13 protein-coding genes are annotated in these 19,335 nt (G+C 31.6%); 4 read left to right on the top strand and 9 right to left on the bottom strand.

Features of this window, described 5'->3' with window-relative positions; all coding sequences use genetic code 11:
• Nucleotides 1-398: 398 nt before the first annotated feature.
• Nucleotides 399-2,177: a YSIRK-type signal peptide-containing protein gene (locus tag KA867_RS08575; protein ID WP_210137704.1), complete on the top strand. Its 1,779-nt coding sequence runs from the start codon at nucleotides 399-401 to the stop codon at nucleotides 2,175-2,177.
• Nucleotides 2,178-2,316: 139 nt separating this feature from the next.
• Here KA867_RS08575 and KA867_RS08570 read toward each other — a convergent pair whose 3' ends face one another.
• The 3 genes from KA867_RS08570 to KA867_RS13455 all read right to left on the bottom strand — a co-directional run bounded on the left by KA867_RS08570 (nucleotide 2,317) and on the right by KA867_RS13455 (nucleotide 6,370).
• Nucleotides 2,317-4,191 carry a glycosyltransferase family 2 protein gene (locus KA867_RS08570; protein WP_210137703.1) on the bottom strand — a complete coding sequence of 625 codons (1,875 nt, stop codon included), beginning with the start codon at nucleotides 4,189-4,191 and terminating at the stop codon, nucleotides 2,317-2,319.
• 15 nt (nucleotides 4,192-4,206) lie between these two features.
• Nucleotides 4,207-5,274: an acyltransferase family protein gene (locus tag KA867_RS08565; RefSeq protein ID WP_210137702.1), complete on the bottom strand. Its 1,068-nt coding sequence runs from the start codon at nucleotides 5,272-5,274 to the stop codon at nucleotides 4,207-4,209.
• 397 nt (nucleotides 5,275-5,671) lie between these two features.
• Entirely contained in the window at nucleotides 5,672-6,370 is a 699-nt protein-coding gene (locus tag KA867_RS13455) for a poly-gamma-glutamate hydrolase family protein (protein WP_245355950.1), read from the bottom strand.
• Between the two features lie 67 nt (nucleotides 6,371-6,437).
• Here KA867_RS13455 and KA867_RS13450 point away from each other — a divergent pair, with 67 nt between their 5' ends.
• Nucleotides 6,438-7,283 (top strand): hypothetical protein, encoded by an 846-nt coding sequence (locus KA867_RS13450; protein ID WP_245355949.1) that lies wholly within the window; start codon nucleotides 6,438-6,440, stop codon nucleotides 7,281-7,283.
• 417 nt (nucleotides 7,284-7,700) lie between these two features.
• Here the strand turns inward: KA867_RS13450 and KA867_RS08555 are convergent, their stop codons facing one another.
• On the bottom strand, nucleotides 7,701-8,654 hold the full coding sequence (locus KA867_RS08555; RefSeq protein WP_210137700.1) for a glycosyltransferase family 2 protein: 954 nt from the start codon (nucleotides 8,652-8,654) through the stop codon (nucleotides 7,701-7,703).
• A 91-nt stretch (nucleotides 8,655-8,745) separates the two neighbouring features.
• Between KA867_RS08555 and KA867_RS08550 the strand changes: the two genes are divergently transcribed.
• The gene (locus KA867_RS08550; protein ID WP_210137699.1) at nucleotides 8,746-10,188 is read left to right on the top strand and encodes a DUF6056 family protein; all 1,443 of its coding nucleotides are present in this window, start codon (nucleotides 8,746-8,748) and stop codon (nucleotides 10,186-10,188) included.
• A 311-nt stretch (nucleotides 10,189-10,499) separates the two neighbouring features.
• Nucleotides 10,500-12,107, top strand: coding sequence for a trypsin-like peptidase domain-containing protein (locus KA867_RS08545; protein ID WP_210137698.1), 1,608 nt, complete (start codon nucleotides 10,500-10,502; stop codon nucleotides 12,105-12,107).
• A 220-nt stretch (nucleotides 12,108-12,327) separates the two neighbouring features.
• On the opposite strand, the gene KA867_RS08540 is transcribed toward KA867_RS08545, so the two are convergent.
• The 5 genes from KA867_RS08540 to isaB form a co-directional block, all read right to left on the bottom strand.
• Complete coding sequence (locus tag KA867_RS08540) at nucleotides 12,328-13,074, bottom strand: LPXTG cell wall anchor domain-containing protein (protein ID WP_210137697.1); 747 nt, start codon at nucleotides 13,072-13,074, stop codon at nucleotides 12,328-12,330.
• Nucleotides 13,028-15,793 (bottom strand): MucBP domain-containing protein, encoded by a 2,766-nt coding sequence (locus KA867_RS08535; RefSeq protein ID WP_210137696.1) that lies wholly within the window; start codon nucleotides 15,791-15,793, stop codon nucleotides 13,028-13,030. Before KA867_RS08535 ends, KA867_RS08540 begins: the two co-directional genes overlap by 47 nt.
• Nucleotides 15,794-16,404: 611 nt before the next feature.
• Nucleotides 16,405-17,043: an NAD(P)-dependent oxidoreductase gene (locus tag KA867_RS08530; RefSeq protein ID WP_210137695.1), complete on the bottom strand. Its 639-nt coding sequence runs from the start codon at nucleotides 17,041-17,043 to the stop codon at nucleotides 16,405-16,407.
• A gap of 433 nt (nucleotides 17,044-17,476) precedes the next feature.
• Nucleotides 17,477-17,905, bottom strand: a complete 429-nt coding sequence (locus KA867_RS08525) for an Rrf2 family transcriptional regulator (RefSeq protein WP_070038715.1) — start codon at nucleotides 17,903-17,905, stop codon at nucleotides 17,477-17,479.
• Nucleotides 17,906-18,312: 407 nt separating this feature from the next.
• Nucleotides 18,313-18,909, bottom strand: a complete 597-nt coding sequence (gene isaB / locus KA867_RS08520; RefSeq protein ID WP_210137694.1) for an immunodominant staphylococcal antigen IsaB family protein — start codon at nucleotides 18,907-18,909, stop codon at nucleotides 18,313-18,315.
• Nucleotides 18,910-19,335: the final 426 nt, after the last annotated feature.

Here is a 19,335-nt window from a genome sequence, read left to right as displayed (position 1 = left end):
TTTTACTTTGCAACAGAACCTGATTTATTAAGAACTTGCTTTTCCCATTACAAAAGTTATCATACTTTAAATGTTATCTAAACCCTTAAAGGTTTTGAACAACTCACTTTAACTTAAAGTAACACTTTTATTTCAATATGTAGTCTAAAAGCGGGATAGATATTCACTATCCTGCTTTATTTTGTACGAATATAAATAATTAAAAACCTTTAATGATTGATTACTTTATCTATTACCCTTAATAAAAAATAACACAATAACAGTCTTTAATATTTAATCGCCAAACACTTTATGTACCTTTTATTAAACTTTGTAAAACTATATTGCTTTATAATAGATTGTACTGTATAAATAATAAAAAATGATGTAATTTTATAAATTAGGATGAGGATGATTTTATGAAAAAAGATAGTTTTCAACGATTTTCTTTAAGAAAGTTTAAAATTGGGACTGGATCCGTATTACTGGGTACATTTTTAATGATAGGTATGCACAATGAAGCCAATGCCAGCGAACTAGATTCAACACAAATTGCACATCAAACATTCGTCGAGGATAACAATAAGACAACCACTAAATCAAATGAATCAGCTAATCAAAATGATAATGAAACAAAAATAGCAAAAGCAGATTTCTCGGTAAGTATGAATGATATGACTAAATATACAAATACGACAGGAGAAGTAACAGCACTAGAAACTAATGTAAATACATCCGATGTAAATCAATCAGAAGTAATAAACAATACGCCATCTTCTTATGCTGAAAATCAATATCCTGCCCAAAAAATGACTTCAACGACAGTTGAAACTACTTCAGATATAAATAAAGATGCTGATAAAGATGGCAATTTAACATATTTCCAAGAACAAAACGGTTATATACCACAAAGCACTCAAACTGTTCAAAATGGTGTCAAAACAGGTGAAAATTGTACGGCAGACGAAATAACTACATCATATACAAATAATGTTAATTTAAATGCCAAAAGTATCATGGATACAAATTTAGATGATTATTCCAATAATGGATACCAAGAAAAAGTTAAAAATCCAAATAATCATCCTAATGCGATAGATACAGAAAATTATGGTCCGGGTAACTTAGAAATTCAACATTGGCAAGATGGTCCAAATGAAGCTACTAAAACACAATATTGGAGAGCCGTTTTCGCTACTGATTATGCAATAAACAACGCCGAGATGAGAGTTACACTACCATATGAAAATGTAACCACAACAGACGTAACAAACTGGGTGGTAAATCGATATTACCCTGCTGTTTCAACTAACGGCACGAGTAAGTATCAACATATAATTACTCCAATGAGCGTAACATTTGATGGTAATGTAGCAATTATCAGTTTTGGTAACATCGAAGCCAATAGTGCTTATGGCATAATGTTTACTAAACAATTTGATACACCGCAAAATTTGAGTAATGGATTACTTTCTACAAGTGCAAATGTAGGTGGGACGTGGAATGAAGAGGACCTCCAAAGACAGTTAGAAATTAAAAAAGAAAACATGCGAACGCAAGGTTTTACTGAAGATGAAATTAATAACGCACAATTAGATTATATAAAAAGTAACCTAAGTCCGAAGCAAATTGAGTATATAAACGAAGTATGCGAAATCCCGAACAATCCTAGCAACCCAGACAATCCGAATAATCCTGATAACCCTGATAACCCAGACAATCCGAATAACCCGGACAACCCGGATAACCCGGACAACCCGGATAACCCAGACAACCCAAATAACCCAGACAACCCAAATAACCCGGACAATCCTAGCAACACAGACAATCCGGATAATCCGAATAACCCTGATAACCCGGACAACCCGAATAACCCGGACAATCCTAGCAACCCAGGCAATCCCGATAATGCTGACACCTCTTCCAACTCGGGTAATCTAGATAACCTAAATTATTTAGATAATACAGGTAGATCTGAATTTATGAATAACTCAAATAATCACGTAACATCTAAACTTATGCATTCCACTTTAGAAACAGAAGTAACTAAAAATAGTAACGATTATTCTGATAAAGATCAACTACCTAATACTGGACAATTACAAGATAAAGCAAATCCATTATGTGGTGTGGTCGCAGCAATGTTTGGCGTTATATTCATCCTATTCAGACGTAAAAGCATACGAAAAGAACGTTAACTTTAATCCATAAAACAAAACATAAGGTAACATGCTAACCTTCAAAAAATTTCTTTTATAGTAAATATAGCAAAAAGGCTACTAAAACCAGTACTTCCGGTTACTTAGTAGCCTTTTAAATATATTCATTACTTCAATATTACGATATTACCTCTATAAAATTTTTGTTTGCTGTTAAGTAGTTTCCTTCTTGTGTGACTAATCGAGGTGTTGATTTATTGGTATAGGCAATATTAGCTATGTTAATCGTATCTCCAACTTTAAGTGTTTCCAGTGGTTCATTTTTAAATGTTCTAGAGTTATACAATTTACAAACTTTTTTAATTTTAACTTCACTAGGAACCTCTGTAATATATTTGTGATGGTCATCCATGTTAATCTGCGTTACAAAATCCTTATTTGCTGTGATTACACTACCGTCTTCAAGAATTAATCTAGGTGTACCATTCGATGTGAACTGAACGTCTGTCGGCACCACTTTTGTACCTGGATTTAAGCTCACAATCTGTTCTTTAAATTCAATGTCGCGATATACATTTGTTTTTTTAAGCGTCATCAGTGGTTCTGAAGCTTTTAAGAAATATTTTCCTTTGTATTTTTCCCTCAATTTATTGACGAACTCTAACTTAAAGCTTTGTCGTTTCATTTTATAAATTTCATTATTACTTGGGTAAGAAGCGTAAACCAAAGCGATATCATTCATTTCACCAAATTCGACACCGAGGTTAACATCTATCTCTTTCGCTTGTTTAAATTGTTGCTGATGAATATAAATGTTTTTATCTTTATACACATAATCAACATGATACGCGTTCGCTGCGTTATTAATTTCAACTAATTTCACACCATTGATTTGTATATTTTCTGGTTTCAACACTTTAATCACTTCATATAATTCACCATCTAGCATTTGTGTCCCTTCATAAACTGGATAACAACGCACAGGTGTGGGTTCTAAAACATCATAATTACCATCGATTTCCATGTAAATTGCATCTTTTTTAATATAATAATGCCAATAACCATAAACAAGTGCTTCTGTAAGGTTTAAGAAATCTTCCTTATTTTCTTGATGGTAAAGTGTATACATAGCTATGAATTTTTTATTGTTAATAAATTCCTTCATATCGTAACCATATTCATTTAGTATATGTTCTACTTCATCAAAAATAGCATAAAACGTTTGCTTATCATCAGATTTTAAAAACGTTTTTGTATGCAACAACCTTCTAAAAAAGTCTACTTCCACCATTCTAGATAACATCATCTTTTTCAGAGATTCGGATATATCCATATTACAAATGCGCTTGGTTATATTCACATTCAAATAAGCTTTATCTAACACTGAAGTCTCTTTCACAAGCGATTGATTCTCATCGTATCTATTCACATGATAAGCAGGTATCGTAGACATTGTAATATTTTGAATCTTAGAAATAAGATCAATGAAAAATAATTTGTCCTCCCCAAATTTCATATGTTCAAATTGAATCTGATTATTAATTACAATTTCGCGTTTGAATACTTTGCCCGGTGGCCCTACTGCTCGAAAAATCTTTTCAATATCTTGTGGCATCAACTTTGACGCATCTTTATATGCTGTGAATCTAGCATGATACGTAATGCTTTTATTCGTATGTTTGAAAGTTTGTCCTAAGCCTAACTCTGCATCATCTGCATTTACTTTCTCCATAAATCTAGGAAATCCTTCTGTATCTAACCAGTCATCTGCATCCAATAAGGCGATATATTTGCCCTTCGCCTCTTTAATACCTATATTTCTTGGTTCTGAAGGACTACCTGTATTCGTTGGTAACTGAATTAATTTTATAAAATCATACTGACTAGCATAACTTTCAATCATTGCTACCGAATGATCTGTAGAACAATCATCGACAAAAATTGCTTCTAATTTTGAGTGTTCCATATTTAAATTGATTAAAGATTCAATGCATTTTTTTAAAAATGGTTCCTTATTATAGACCGATATAATAACCGAGACTAATTTGTTCATTCAATTCTCCCCTTTTTAATCTACTAGGTTATTTTTATAACTTTGATAAAACTTGTCATACTTAACATTCCCGATGCCACCCACTATATATTTACCTAGTTTGAACTGGTTAACCACATAAGCAATACATATTGAGAACGTAATTGTCAGCGTAAATGTGAATAGTATATTGAATATAGGATGATCATGTAATGTCCCTAACCTATGTACAATAAAGTAGTGAATTAAGTATATTGAAAAAGAATAATTGCTAATTAAGATGAAAAATTTCGGTACATATTTAACGTAAGATGATATTAAAAAGAAGATTAAGATTATCATAGTTACATAAATTGGCGTGTCAATACGCTTAGAATCCACTAGTGTTAGCCAGCCCGATAAATAATTGATCAACGTTATAACTATCACAATGATAGTTCCTAACACAATGTATTTCGTATATTTTTGTATATTTGTCATCAGTGCTTCGTAATAATAACCCATATAAAAACCTAGCAAGAAATAACTAAGCCAACCTATGAAAATCATCCAGCCTTCTCGTTGCCATAACCAATTTAAATACCAAACTTCAGGTGCATCGACAAATGTTCTCATAGCCCAAAATAAAGTCGTAACGATTAACGAATATGCGATTAATTTTAATGGGTTAAGTTTTACTAAGTATTTCGCGAATAGCATATGTAAAGCATAAAATTGGAAGATAATAATAATGAAATACGTCAGCGTACCACCATGAAACATCATAAATTGAACAGAATCTAGGTATGCCGTTAAATTACTAGGCTGCCCGTAGACATACGCTAAACCTAAGTTAATGATGATATATGGAATTCCTAATGTCAGCACTTTCTGTTTCACAAAACCTTCTTTCACCTGGGTCTTATACTGTTTGGCTAATAAAAACTCAGAAATAAAAACAAACATTGGTGTTGCGTATAATAATAGTAATTGAAAAGTTCTTAATAAATAGCCATCATTAGGCATTTCAAATTTATAAAAAGTTGTAGTAATTGTATGAATCATCACAATACTTAGACAAGCAATTGCTCTCATCCAAAAAATAATTGATGTATATACTTTCATAATTGCGCTCCTCTTTGGATTGTTCTATGTATATTCAAATTTTCGCAAACATGAATTTGTCATTTTGCATGAAATAACGTGAATTATATTACAATGTTTTTTTGAATTCAAACATTTCATTACTTTTTAAATATATATTCAGAACCTAAACATTCGTATTATATGCTTACCTCTATAAACTTTATAATATGTGCGTAAATACAATTGTTGCTTTTCTGCAAAACATCTAAAATTTTAGACTTCCCTTAGACTACCCGTCAATGAATCTTACTAAAATATAAAAAACCCCAATACGTATACATACGCATTGAGGTCCTTACCTTATTAAAAGAAATATAATTATTAAAATTAAAAACTTAAAACGTGCTACTTTATCAATAAATTCAATATATTATCCTTAATTTTCTGGATAGACTTGCTTGATTGCATCATTGAGTGCTTCGGCAAAGTCATACATTGTGGTAGTCCAATTTTCTATTTTTTTACGTGACGCTGTGCTAGCATCTCCATCTTTGAAAAATGCTTTTCTTAAAGCAGTCGTTAATTCTAATTGAACACCTGTGCTTTCTTCTACTTTATTTATAAAATTAGCATTACTCAGTCCACCAAGGTATTCTGGTGGTATCTTCACTACAAATCCTTTACGTTCAAGTTGACTTTGAATAGCATCTCTAAGAGGTGATTGATAACCACCTAAGTATACGAGCTGTTCTTCCCCTTGAGCACCATGAATTGAAATTGTAGCTGTTCGGTCTTGGATCATGTCATGTAAAGTTGCATCATCATAATTTGTAGATGTGACATGTAATTGTGTATTATTGGATGGACGTATCGCTTCAAATGAAAAATAATCAAAATCACCATTGTTCGCCACTAATTTTGTTAATTCTGAAGTACCTTGTTCAATATTTCCGCCGTGTGGTGCCACGATCAACACTGATTTCCCAACATTTCGCGTATCTTTCTTCCAATCGATACCTTCTTTCGTATCATTATATAATTCTGTCATAGATTTATAGTAATCCTGTTTACGCGTTGCATTTTGTGTATTTGTCTCTGTTTCAGGAGTTACTTTTATTGCTTCTTGTGACTGCAATGTTTTATCTTGCGTGTTCGTATTTTCGAGTTTCGGAGTTGCTATATTTGGGAGTTCTTCATTTGTTTTGACTAGTGATTTGGTTATTGTACTTGGTTGCACTGGTGCAGATGTTGTAGGTACTGTTGATGATGTGTTTGGTTTTGTAGACGGCGACGTCGATGTACTTGATGTCTTTGGCGGTGTACTCGGTTTCTTTACCGTTGTCGTCGGTGCTTTTGTTGTTGTGCTTGGTTTTTTTATTGGAGTTGTTTGTGTCTTTGTCCGTGCTTTTGTTGATATTACCGAGGTCTTTATCGTTGAAGTTGGTTTTTTCACCGTTGTTGAGGTGGGTATTTTTATTGTCGTGTTCGGTTTCTTTGCTGTTGTCGTCGGTGCTTTTGTTGTCATACTCGGTTTCTTTACCGTTGTAGACAGTGTTTTAGACGCAACAGGCGCTTTAATCGTCGTTGTGGAAATAGCTTTACTGACTGGTTTTTTTACAGGTACTGACTTCTTCGTCACTGGTGCTTTTTGTGTTATGGGTTTTACTGTTGCTTGTGGTTTTTTAGTCGTTACATTGGTAGTAGCTTTAGTTGTCGATGTTTTTACCATTACAGGTTTTACTGTTTTCACCGTTGTAGATGGTTTAGTTGTCGCAGGCGCAGGTTTAGTTGTTTTTGTTACCGTTTGTGATTTTACTGTTGAAGTACTCGCATGTGCATTTTCACTTACTAAAGCAATCGTGCTAATCCCAATAGCAGTCGTTAAAAGCCCTAACATTAACTTCTTACTAGAAAAAGTACATTTATTCGTTTTCATATTCATTCTTTTCCCCTTAATGTTTTCTGTAATCTTAATAATACACAATGTTTTTCAAAAAACAATAATTAAATTAATGTTTAACTGTTATTTTTCATTTGTTGTACTATGACATTAAGTGGCTTAAATCCAGAAATATAAAGTACTTAATTTTTTATTAAAACAGAACGTTATATAACAAGTAAACCAAAATATTATTTAGGTTAAAAAATTAGAATAATTTCAAAAACTCGTTGAAGCTATGATTTTATATTTAAAAAAGTAAAAATATAAAATGAACATTCTATAATTATCTATTTAGTTTTTTACTTTATACTATTAAAAACCCCCAAATTTATATTTTTAGCCTTGGGGGAATAATGCCGAATGAGTAAAATGTTTGTTTTCAATGTATAAAAATTTTGAAAATATAAATCAAAAATAGTTCGATTTAATATTATTTTTGACGATTTTAATTGAAAGTTATGCTGTTAATATTAATCAAACTAAATAAGTACCTCTTACAATGTATTATTTAATTTTTTATATTTTAAACACTTTTATCCTCTTTATAGAGGTTACTAGTTTGTTCCACATAATGCGGTCTATTTTTTACTTCATAATAAATTCTACCTATATATTCTCCAATAATTCCAATAGATATTAACTGTACACTTCCTATGAACAAAATACTAAAAATGATAGTAAAATATCCTGGTTCAGTAACACCTGATGTTAATGCATTAATAAAGTTTATTAATAAATACATAATACTCATAAAAAATATAAATAATCCTAGATAAATCATAAGCCTTAAAGGTTTATGATTAAAAGATAAAATACCTTCAATTCCGTAGTCTAAAAGTTTAGCAAATGTCCACTTTGAATCACCTTCTTTTCTAACAATATTATCGTAACGAATAATTATCTGTTTATAACCAACCCATGAAAAAATTCCTTTTGAAAAACGTTGTGTTTCTTCCATTTTTGAAATAGTTATCAATACTTTATTGCTTAACAATCGATAATCTCCAATACCATCAACAATAGATGTATCTATCAATTTGTTAAGTAATTTATAGTACAATTGTGTTGGGAATTTTCTAAAAAAAGCTTCTCCCTTCCTATTTCTTTGAGCAATAACTTGATCATATCCTAATTTGTATTTCTTAATCATCTCTGGAATCATTTCAGGAGGATGTTGTAAATCAGCATCTATTATTATAGCAGCATCGTAATCAAGACTATTTTTAATCCCTGCGTACATAGCAGCTTCTTTTCCAAAATTTCTTGAAAATGATACATATTTAACATTCGAATCATTCTCTGAAAAATTCACCAATTTTTCCAGTGTATTATCCGTACTCCCATCATCAATAAATAATAAATTATAATGATAATTAATTCTTTTAGCATTCTTTTGCATTATTTCTGTTAGTTTATTGTAAGTAAACTTTATAATCTTACTTTCGTTGTGGCAAGGTATAATAATTTGTATTTTCAATTTACATGCTTCCTTTTTTTTAATGAAAATGCATAAATATAACAATCATATGATATCATATAATTATTATATGGAGTAAGGATGAACAATATTGAAAATTTTAAAAATTAAACCTATTATATTAATTGGTATATTTTTCTTTATAATGAGCTTATTGATACCATTAACTGGGGATGATTGGACCTGGAAGTCAGAAAAAGGTATCCAAAGACTTCAAAGTGCTTTTTATAACTATAACGGAAGGTATATAAGCAATGTATTAGAAATATTATCAGTTCGTTTTCAAATGTTTAAAATATTATTAATGACTCTATTCTCAACATTACTAATATTTTTTATGTCGAAAATAATTTTCAGAGACAACGCAAACAAAAATAGTATTTATGTAATAATATTTGTTATGATAATGCCAATTTCTATTTTTCAACAAACTTTCGGTTGGGTAGCAGGCTATGTAAATTATGTAATATCGATTGTCTTGGTGTTATATTTTATTTTATTGTTCAAAAATATTTTTGAAAATAATATTAAATTAAAAACTTGGCAAAAATATTCAAATACTATATTAGCTGTGTTCTCTATGTTATTTGTAGAACATGTAAGCTTATACTTACTTTTTATAGGAGTATTATTTAATATAATTTTATATGTGAAATACAAAATTATTAACAACGACTACTTATTAATTTTTATAGGATTTATTGTTGGAGCAATTATCATGTTTAGTAATAAAGCATATTTTTCTATATTTATGGGCACAGATACATACAGAACAGTAGGTAGCGATGACGGTTTAATTACTAAAATGTTAGATATTTTTGTTTATCAAATGAATTATCATTTCTATGTTAATAATATTATTATGATTTTAATGATTTTTATAATTTGTTTAATTATTGCGTTCAAACTTGATAAAATGAACACCGTAAATACTATATTATTAACACTTTTGGCGTTAGGACCTTTATTTCTATTTGTTAATCAAAAAAATTTATTAGAGTTTAGAAAAGGATCTGACATTTATTATTTTTCTAGTTTGATATTTATAATTTTTATAATAACTTTTATAATTTATATTATTTATAATTTTAGAAAAGAAAATATTTTTATAAATTTATTATTTTACTTGATAAGCAGCATTATTTTAACAGCGCCGTTTCTTATTATTACGCCATATGGTGGTAGAGCTGCATTAGGAAGTATTATATTTATAATATTGCTTTTATTAGAATTAACAAAATTTATTTTAAAAGACCATTTTTTCACCCATCTTAAGATATTAAAATTTGGAGTAATTCTATTACTTATAGTATCGATACTTTATCCATTATATGAAAACAAAAAAACTGAATTAGAAAGAAATTTAATAGTATCCAATCTAAGTAACAGCGAAAAATCGGTGAAATTACCTGAACTTCCTTATCCTGAGTTTCATCAAATGCCAGATCCTAAAGAAAATGTATATATGACTCAATTTTATAAAAAAATATACGACGTCAATCCTGAAGTGAAATTTATTTTTAAACCTAATTAAAACTACATTAATTTCCAAAAATAGTTATATATAATGTCTTAATTGAAAGCAAGTATGCAAAAAATCAAAATTTGCATACTTGCTTTTCTAGTTACTATACTGACAATAAATTATTATTTGAGTTTATATTTTATTTATAAAAATAAATGATAAACAATATATCAAAACATTTTACTGAACCAACGACTATTTTAATATATTGTTCTCATTAGTAAAAAATGTATTGCCATACACAAAAGAAAAAGTATATAATATTGAAGAAATAATCACACATTTACTTTTTACACAATAAAAATAGGGGGACAGATTAAGTGCATAAACCATCTTGGGCAATAAAATATATTGCTGCTATCATTACTACAGCTCTGATAGTTTGCTTGGGGATAATATTTCATGTTGATAAAGTGGAAGCCGCTGAAAAAATTACTGATATAGATTATACAGTTAACCATAAAGTAACCAAAAAATCTCCAATAACAACAAATGAGACAAAAAAGGCCAATACAATTAATGGAGTTAAAAATACTAAAAGCGTTAGTAACAAAAATTTAAAAACACAACACAATAAAGTTCAGTTTCCTCAACAAAGCACTAAATTGCAATACAATAATAAAGACATAAATATAAAAAGACCTGTTAAAAACGATGTTTCACAAGAAACTCCGAAAGTAATTTCAGGTAAAAATGCGCAACCATCATCAAAATCTATAAAAACACTATCACCTTCACCAATAACGCCAAAGAAAAAACAAGCAAAGCAACCAATCATTCAAAATAAAAATAAGACACAAGCTATTATGCCCACTGACAAAAATCAAAAAGCAAATACAGCTATTAAACAAAAACGAAGTGGATTATCAAAAGCAAAAGTTCGAGTATCTCAACATACTTCTTCTAAGCGTAAATCAAAAACTATAAAACCACAGCTACTATCAAGCTCAACTAAGGTAGCAAAGAAAAAAACGAATACGACTAAAGTAAATAAAAATAAGAAACCACAAACCTTATCTGCAACAGCAAAAAAGCAGCAAGTGAAGACATCAATTAAACAAACAAAAGCATCTAAAAGTGTAAAAGTTATTCCAAAAACAAATAAGAAAACTACAAAAAACAGCAACTACTATAATCAAGCACCTAAAGCATGGTCATCAAAGATACCAGGCAGTGATAATGTGCGTGATTTTGGTCAAACTACTAAAGCATCCGGCATCAATGATGCATTAAAAATCATGAAAAAATCCGGCAATAAAGGGGTTACTTTAGAACATACGACTGCGAAAACAGCCAATATTGCAACCGTATTTAATTGGAATCCTAGTAAAAAAGCACTGACTTATGGCACTGGAACTGCAATTGGTAAACATACCATACTAACAGCTAATCATGTCATCAATAATCCAGAAGCGCATAAACCAATGTCACCATCTTCAATACAAAATCTAAGAGTGAACTTGCTACAAGAAGGTTCAAGTTACACACGCTCACTCAAAGTAGTTGGTGTAAAGATGATGCAATTTGGTGATGTCGCGTTATTATATACAAAAGAAGATATTTCGAAGTATATGAAAATACGTAAAATAGCTCCTGAAAAATCGATTACCAATATCAAAGCTAATACACCTATTCACATGTATCATTATGGATTGCCAACTGGCAAATTCAAAAATGATCCTATGGGTACGATGTATCATTCTAAGGGTAAATATTCCCTTATGGCTCGTAACATCAATCCAATGGGCTATTATCAAATGATGGCTGAGCCAGGTTCTTCAGGAGGCGCCATTTTAAATAATAAAAATGAAATTTTAGGTATCCATGCTTTTAGAATCGATTCAGGTGATTATAAAAAATACCACCTAAATACGATGGCAGAATTAAGAAGTAAATTACGCAAAGAAGTTATTCAAAACATTATCTAAGCTATTTAAAAAGCATCTTCGGTTGTTATTGAAGATGCTTTTTTTATCTTTTATTTTTTCAAATTTGTAGCAGACTTTCACCGTAGAATTATTATGCTAAACAAATCAAAAAAAGGATTAAGCAACCTATGATTGCTTAATCCTCAAAGCTTATATTAGTGCTATTTAAAAAAGTATTCGTAACACTTTAATCAGTACTAACTTTTTTAATCAAAAGACTTTAATTTTTCTTTCTTCTAAACACCGTAAGTAGTATACCGCCGATTAACGCTAATATACTCGCAAAGAATCCAGTATTATTCGTTTCTCCTGTTTTTGGCAATTGTTTCTCTTTAGTTGTATTAGGTGATGCTGAAACTTTTGCTGTATTTTCCGTGATTGATACATTTGATGTATTTAGTGTATTTGGTATATTCGGTGTATCCGACGTATTTGGTGTGTCTGGTGTATTTGGTGTATTCGGCGTATTTGGTGTATCTGGCGTATTCGGCGTATTCGGCGTATTCGGCGTATTCGGCGTATTCGGCGTATTCGGCGTATTCGGCGTATTCGGCGTATTTGGTGTATTTGGTATATCTGGTGGTGTTGGATCTTTTTCATAAGGTACTGGTGTGTCCTTCGATGGATCCTTTGGATCTGTTATCGATGGTGGGATATATCCTCTTTCTGGATGGTCTGGATCTACCGGAACCAATGGGTTCCCACTTGGATCTTTCGGCGTATAACCTGGAATGTATGGTAATGGTGGATTATCTGTTGGCTCTTCTGGCGTCTCATCATATCCTACCGGCGGTTGTTCTGTACCTGGTTTATTTGGATCGTACACGTCTCCTGGGTTTTCTGGAATAAACGGAATATATTTCCCTAATGCTTTATAGATATACGTAACCGATGTTGTTCCCTCTACAACTTTTCCTGTTTCACGATCCCCTTCTTTGACTCTTGAGAAGAAGTACTTTTTTACCATCTTTTTCTATGAATTTCGGCTTGTGATCTGTCGTATCATACGCTGTGTCTACATTTGAATCTGGCGTATCTACTACAGATTCTTTAATCGGATTGCCTGCTTCATCAAGATAGTCAACAATGACATTTCCTTGTTTAATTTCTGGTGTTGGATCTTTTTCATAAGGTACTGGTGTGTCCTTCGATGGATCCTTTGGATCCGTTATCGATGGTGGGATATATCCTCTTTCTGGATGATCTGGATCTACCGGAACTAATGGGTTACCACTTGGATCTTTCGGCGTATAACCCGGGATATACGGTAATGGTGGATTATCTGAAGGTTCTTCTGGTGTCTCATCATATCCTACCGGCGGTTGTTCTGTGCTTGGTTTGCTTGGGTCATACCCTTCTCCTGGATTTTCTGGAATAAATGGAATATATTTCCCTAACACTTTATAAATATATGTGACAGATGTCGTCCCCTCTACTACGCTACCAGATTCTTGATCGCCATCTTTGACTTTTGAGAAGAAGTACTTTTTACCATCTTTCTCTATGAATTTTGGCTTGTGATCTGTCGTATCATACGCCGTATCGACGTTTGAATTTGGTGTGTCCTCTACTGTTTCTTTAATCGGATTGCCTGCTTCATCTACATAATTCACCACGACATTTCCTTGTTTCAATTCTTTATAAACGTAAGTAACCGTCTTTGTTCCTACTTCTATTTTACCTATCGGTGCATCTGATGTAGTTAAATGCCCGTGATTATCAACTTCACCTATCATATAATTACCTGCTGAAACAAGTTTATAAGTTTTTCCATCTTTTTCAATTGTCATTGGACGATGGTCTACTACGGTATCATAATCTGTCCCTGCTAACCCATCCTTAACATCTTCAACTGAAGATTTTAGTTCATTACCATCCGTATCAACATAACTGACAACTACATTCCCTTTTTTGGTGATGTAATAGTACACGACAGTATCTGGATACTCAAAGTTATTTGAAATATCAAACGTTCTTCCATTATCATATCGTGAATTAGTCACTTCTCCTTTTTTTAGTCTCACAATAGAGCTAGACGTTGCATCGCCCCCATCATAATCTGAAACAGATATTGCTACGTTTGAAGGTAACCCATTTTTATGAAAACGGAATTTTTGGAATACCACTTGTCCTTCCAAACCGAGTTGTTGATATTTTGCTTCAGACGCAACATCTACAATTTTTTCCCTAAATTCATAACCATTAGGATTTTTTTCAAAATCATAATTCATATCTGGAAGATTATTAGATGCTATTCTTCCTTTATCTGAACTACTGCCATTCACTGGATCAAATGTATCTGGTGCTTTTGCATAAGTAAACCATACTTCACTTTCTACAGTGCTTTTATCAGCTAGAATTTTATCTTTACGATACATTGTGCCACGGCTCGTTGTCGCTTTACTATATCGAACACTACCAATTATTTTAGAAGATTGTTTGTTAATTTTTCCATTTTGATTAAGCGGTGCTCTTGTACTATCGAATGCGTATCCATCAATTTCTGGAGGTGCCGTAGTATAAGTGCTCTTAGTCCATCCATACTGAGTGAATGGTGGCGCAATTTCATTACCTTGCTCATCATAGTAATATGTTGTCTGTCCTTTCCAATGTGGTAATACAATTGAATAACTCACAACCTCACCCGTTACCAATTGTGCAGAACTTCCATAGATGGGAAGGAAATTGGATGGTTCATTTCCATCAATTTTATTCAATCTGAAAGAAAATCCATTCTTTTTTGCAACTATATTTAAAAAAGTCAATTCATCAAGTTGAATATCACTAGGTGTGATGGTTTTGATATCAATCTCTTTTACTAAAGTTTCTCTATCTTTGTTAAATACCGTAACGAAAAATTTTGTAGGTTCCCCTAAGTGGTCAACATCCTCTTTTCTAACAGAAAAGACATATTGTCTGCCTCCACTTTCACCTCTTCTAGCTACTTCGAATGTATATTGTTTCGGATCTGCTGATTTATGAATTTTATATGTTACTTTATTATTAGTTGGAAGATCAGAGTTAACACTATAACCATCCGCAGGGGGTCGAGTTAAACTTTCATTGGCTCTTCTAAACATACTGTTTGAATCATATGCTTCTGAGACGTCACGTTTTTTTATAGATTTAGGTGCTTCACTGGCAGATATATTCTCTGATTTTGAAGTATTTTTTTGGTTATTTGGTGTTTCCAATACTTCTTTTGAAGACGTGTTCTCTGACTTTGAAATGTCCATTTGATTTTCAGTAGATTTTGATAATTCTTTCGAAAATAAGTTCTCAGATTTTAAAGTGCTTCCTTGGTTTTCTGGTGCTTCAGTTACTTCATTTGAAGTTACATTCTCTACTTTCGGAGTGTCTATCTGATTTTTTGGTGTTTCTTTTGAAGATGTATTCTCTGCTTTTGATGCATCTGTTTGGTTTTCTGATGTTTTAAATGCTGATTTCGAGGATACATTTTCTGCTTTTGGAGCGTCGTCTTGGTTTTCTAATGTTTCTGGTGCTGCTTTTGAATCTATGGTTGCACTATCTACAGTCAAAGAAGGTTTTTCATCAATTTCAGCAGCAGACGCATCATTTGTTGTAGCAACAAATAATATAGCGCCTATTAAAACACTAGCTGCACCAAAATGGTATTTTTTGATTGAAAAACGTTGTTTCTGTTCGTGGTGTTTGAAAATCTTCATTTTCGTTTCTCCTCCTTATATAAAACTTACTTATATATTAATATTACTCCACTCAATTGTCCACAATGAATTATATTTATTTTTTTAAAAATATAGTACATTTATTACTTATTTAAAATAAAGTTCACGAAATTAAATTTTATAGCGTAAAATATTAATGAGAATTGATTTTAATGGCTGCTTTAATTCCAAAAAATTTGTATATTAAGAAGGTAATGAGCTAAAATTTCATGAATTTATCGAAAATAGCAATCACTTTGCTGATTGTAATCAATACATTAATACTAGCAATTAAATATAAAAATGCTCCCATCATGTTTACATTCTTTAAAATGTCTACTTTGATGGGAGCATATCCTTATAGTTAACTTTTTTAAAATTCATATTTATTTTTCGCTTTAATTTCTAATGAAAGCAGGCGTTGACTAGAATGAAAATGTGTACTACTCATGCATGCGCATCAGTTCAGATAAATTTTCACATTGTTAATCTAGAGTGGGAGCACGATATTTTTCAACCAATCCAATAACTACCCCATCTCTAATTTGTGAATTTTCTAAGATACTGAGTTTCTTCCTCTACCACATAAAAATTAAATTATCTACTAAACTTTATGCTTCTTCTCCAACAACTGTGAAGCGTTCGTTTTTATGTTGTGGATTTTCAATTTCGTCTAAAATAGCAATGGCAAAGTCAGCATAACTAATATAGCTATTACCATTTGAATTCACTAATAAATTATCTTTACCTGATTGATAATTTCCTGTTCTGACACCATCTGCATTAAAATCTGCGGATGGGCTAAGGAAGGTCCAAGTTATACCTTGTGTAGCTTCTAAATCTTGTAAATTTCTACCTTGACCTTTTGCAGTAGGTGCAAATATTTCAGGGAATTCTGGTGTATCTATTAACTTAGTTGTTTGTGCTTCATCAACATATAAGCTACCAGCACCACCTACAATAATCGCTCTTGTATCTGTTCCTTTTAACGTTTCAATCAATGCACGACCAGCAGTTACATGTGCTTCTTCCTCACCAAGTGGTGCACCAAAAGCATTCACAACTACATCTAAATCTTTTAAGTCTTCCGCTGTAATGTCGTATATTTCTTTTTCTAATACATTTATATTACTATTAGATAATTTTGAAGCATTTCGAACGATGGCTGTTACATCATGTCCTCTATCTATTGCTTCTTCTAATACCAAATTTCCAACTTTTCCAGTTGCTCCAATAATTCCAATTTTCATAATAAATTCCTCCAATTTTTAATTAATATAATACGTTTAAAATGACTACTAATAGCGATAAAATGCTAACAATAAAGCGTAAACTGCTTTCATTTTTTCAATGACACTTGCTGCCAGGACACTAGTTTTGACGAGTTATTAACAGGCTCTAATCGAGCTAACGGTTTTGCTCACAGCTCAAACATTTGCCCTTCTATCGATACATCTGAGCCAGTTTCTCAGATTACTTTTTCAAGTTAATCCTTATCTATAAAATTGACACACATACCCCGAATAAATACTTATTTTCAGTGAACAACCAGCCTTCTTTCAGTTCAGTAAGGTTGATGATGATCGTTAAGGTTGTTTTAAGACACTTTATTAAATGCTTTTCAATTGTGGCTATGTTTGTAATTGTAATAGTTACAGTTACAAGTCAGTCATACGGATAGATTTATCCGTTATTTACGAGTATTTTATTGACGATGCTGTCTAATGTGACACCTTTTAATACCGCTTCCATTGCATCTTGTGCACTTTCTAAAATAACTTCCAACACACTTTGAATATTGGCACCAACTGTACAATTGATATTCGTGTCTTCATGTATTTGGAATAAATGTCCTTTTTCAACCACTTCCACAGCTTTATAGACATCAAATAATGTAATTTCATCCAATGGTTTCAAAAGCTTAGCACCTGAGTTGCCTCGAGATACGTCAATAAAACCCGCTTCTTTAAGTCTCCCCATCAATCTTCGAATAACCACAGGGTTCGTATTCACACTATCTGCGATTTGAGTCGATGTTAAAGTATATTCTCTTTCAACCTTAATTAAAGCTAATATATGAACAGCTACCGTAAAACGACTGCTTATTTTCATACCAATCACCTCATGTAACCATTATAGTTACATCTATTATTAATGTCAATGTAATAGTATTATTCATTTTGGTAACTGTTAGAAAAATGCCATCTTTCTAAATTAAATTATATTTATGATGACAATGGAAAAGCAGTGTTACGTTTATTGAAATAGGCAAAAACCTTAAAATTGTATTAGTAATGATTAACACACATTTTCTTTAAAACGGTAAAAGCAGAAGAGAATCAGGTTTAAATCTGATTTTCTCCTGCTCTTGAGGGGTTGAAATATCACACTTCCATATGCTTTGTGTTAACTACACATGCGTATGATATATAGCCAACTTCATATTTTCTGGGATTTTTATCAATAACTAATGCGATTTAGAACTGATAACAATGATTCAGTAAAAATATGACATTGAATTATTGGCCAATAATTATTTTAGTTAAATAACCATCTTCATCAAAGAATCCCTTATATGAACCGCCATTATTAGTATAAAATGGAACCATTGTCTCATCTTCTAATTCTGAAGCGTCATCATCTTTGTCCATGTTAGATTCATGTGCTTTTATAAATTCTGATTTAGTTACAGATTTGGGTTTCGTTTTAAAGCTCATTTGGATAACTTCGTCTTTATCGTTAAAATCTATCGTTGTATCATAAATTGTTTTGCTATAGGCATAATCTTTATACGCTTTAGGGTCTACTTTATATCCATTGATAGTTGCATTATCATATTTCATAGCTCTAACGAAATTATAATCTAACGTAAATGTTGGGTCGTATGTCGTATAACCTTCATACTTGTACCATGGTGTTTGTGATTGTAATTTTGAAACGTTTTGACTATTCATACTTTCTCCACCACTTGAACCACCTTCACCACTACCCCATTTTTGAACTTGTTCTGCTGCTTGTACGTCATTCGTTATCGTCGAAAAATACATTGCTGAGGATCCTATTACAAGTGTTGATACAACGGCTGTCGTTGATAATAATTTAGTTACTTTACGCATAATCAATCACTCCTTTAGTATTGAGTACCGCTTGGCTTTAGTTATTTAAACTCCATTCAAGTGGAACAATCTCTAAATTAGTAACGATTTCTCAATTTCCCATCAAATGATTGCGATTGACAACCACGCTTATGCTTCTATTTACGATGTTTGAACCAAATAATCATGACAAGTCGCTATACCATGACAATCATTTAACAGTCGTTGGGTTTATCACTCCTACGCTTTGACATACGTTAAATGCATGGTGTAATTATTCACTTTCATCATACATCATATCTTATTAAATGCAAGTATATATAATATTTTGATAGAAGATGACTAACAATGTATATTTACTTTTTTTGAGAGGTCATTTATCTTCTTTTAAATTTCACGTAATTATTCATATATTTAAGGTTCAAAAGTTATTAATGACACATTCAC

The organism is Staphylococcus sp. GDH8C109P, from assembly GCF_017893405.1.
In the GTDB taxonomy this organism is placed as follows: Bacteria; Bacillota; Bacilli; order Staphylococcales; family Staphylococcaceae; genus Staphylococcus; species Staphylococcus cohnii.
Note: the sequence above shows the minus strand (reverse complement) of the source record. Positions and strands in the feature narration are given on the sequence as shown.

What these genes read in the sequence shown, in the direction of transcription:
- KA867_RS08575 (WP_210137704.1), top strand. Translation starts at nt 399, where the DNA reads ATGAAAAAAGATAGTTTTCAACGATTTTCTTTAAGAAAGTTTAAAATT.
- isaB (WP_210137694.1), bottom strand. Translation starts at nt 18,909, where the DNA reads ATGCGTAAAGTAACTAAATTATTATCAACGACAGCCGTTGTATCAACA.
- KA867_RS08530 (WP_210137695.1), bottom strand. Translation starts at nt 17,043, where the DNA reads ATGAAAATTGGAATTATTGGAGCAACTGGAAAAGTTGGAAATTTGGTA.
- KA867_RS08525 (WP_070038715.1), bottom strand. Translation starts at nt 17,905, where the DNA reads ATGAAAATAAGCAGTCGTTTTACGGTAGCTGTTCATATATTAGCTTTA.
- KA867_RS08565 (WP_210137702.1), bottom strand. Translation starts at nt 5,274, where the DNA reads ATGAAAGTATATACATCAATTATTTTTTGGATGAGAGCAATTGCTTGT.
- KA867_RS08535 (WP_210137696.1), bottom strand. Translation starts at nt 15,793, where the DNA reads ATGAAGATTTTCAAACACCACGAACAGAAACAACGTTTTTCAATCAAA.
- KA867_RS08540 (WP_210137697.1), bottom strand. Translation starts at nt 13,074, where the DNA reads ATGGTAAAAAAGTACTTCTTCTCAAGAGTCAAAGAAGGGGATCGTGAA.
- KA867_RS08570 (WP_210137703.1), bottom strand. Translation starts at nt 4,191, where the DNA reads ATGAACAAATTAGTCTCGGTTATTATATCGGTCTATAATAAGGAACCA.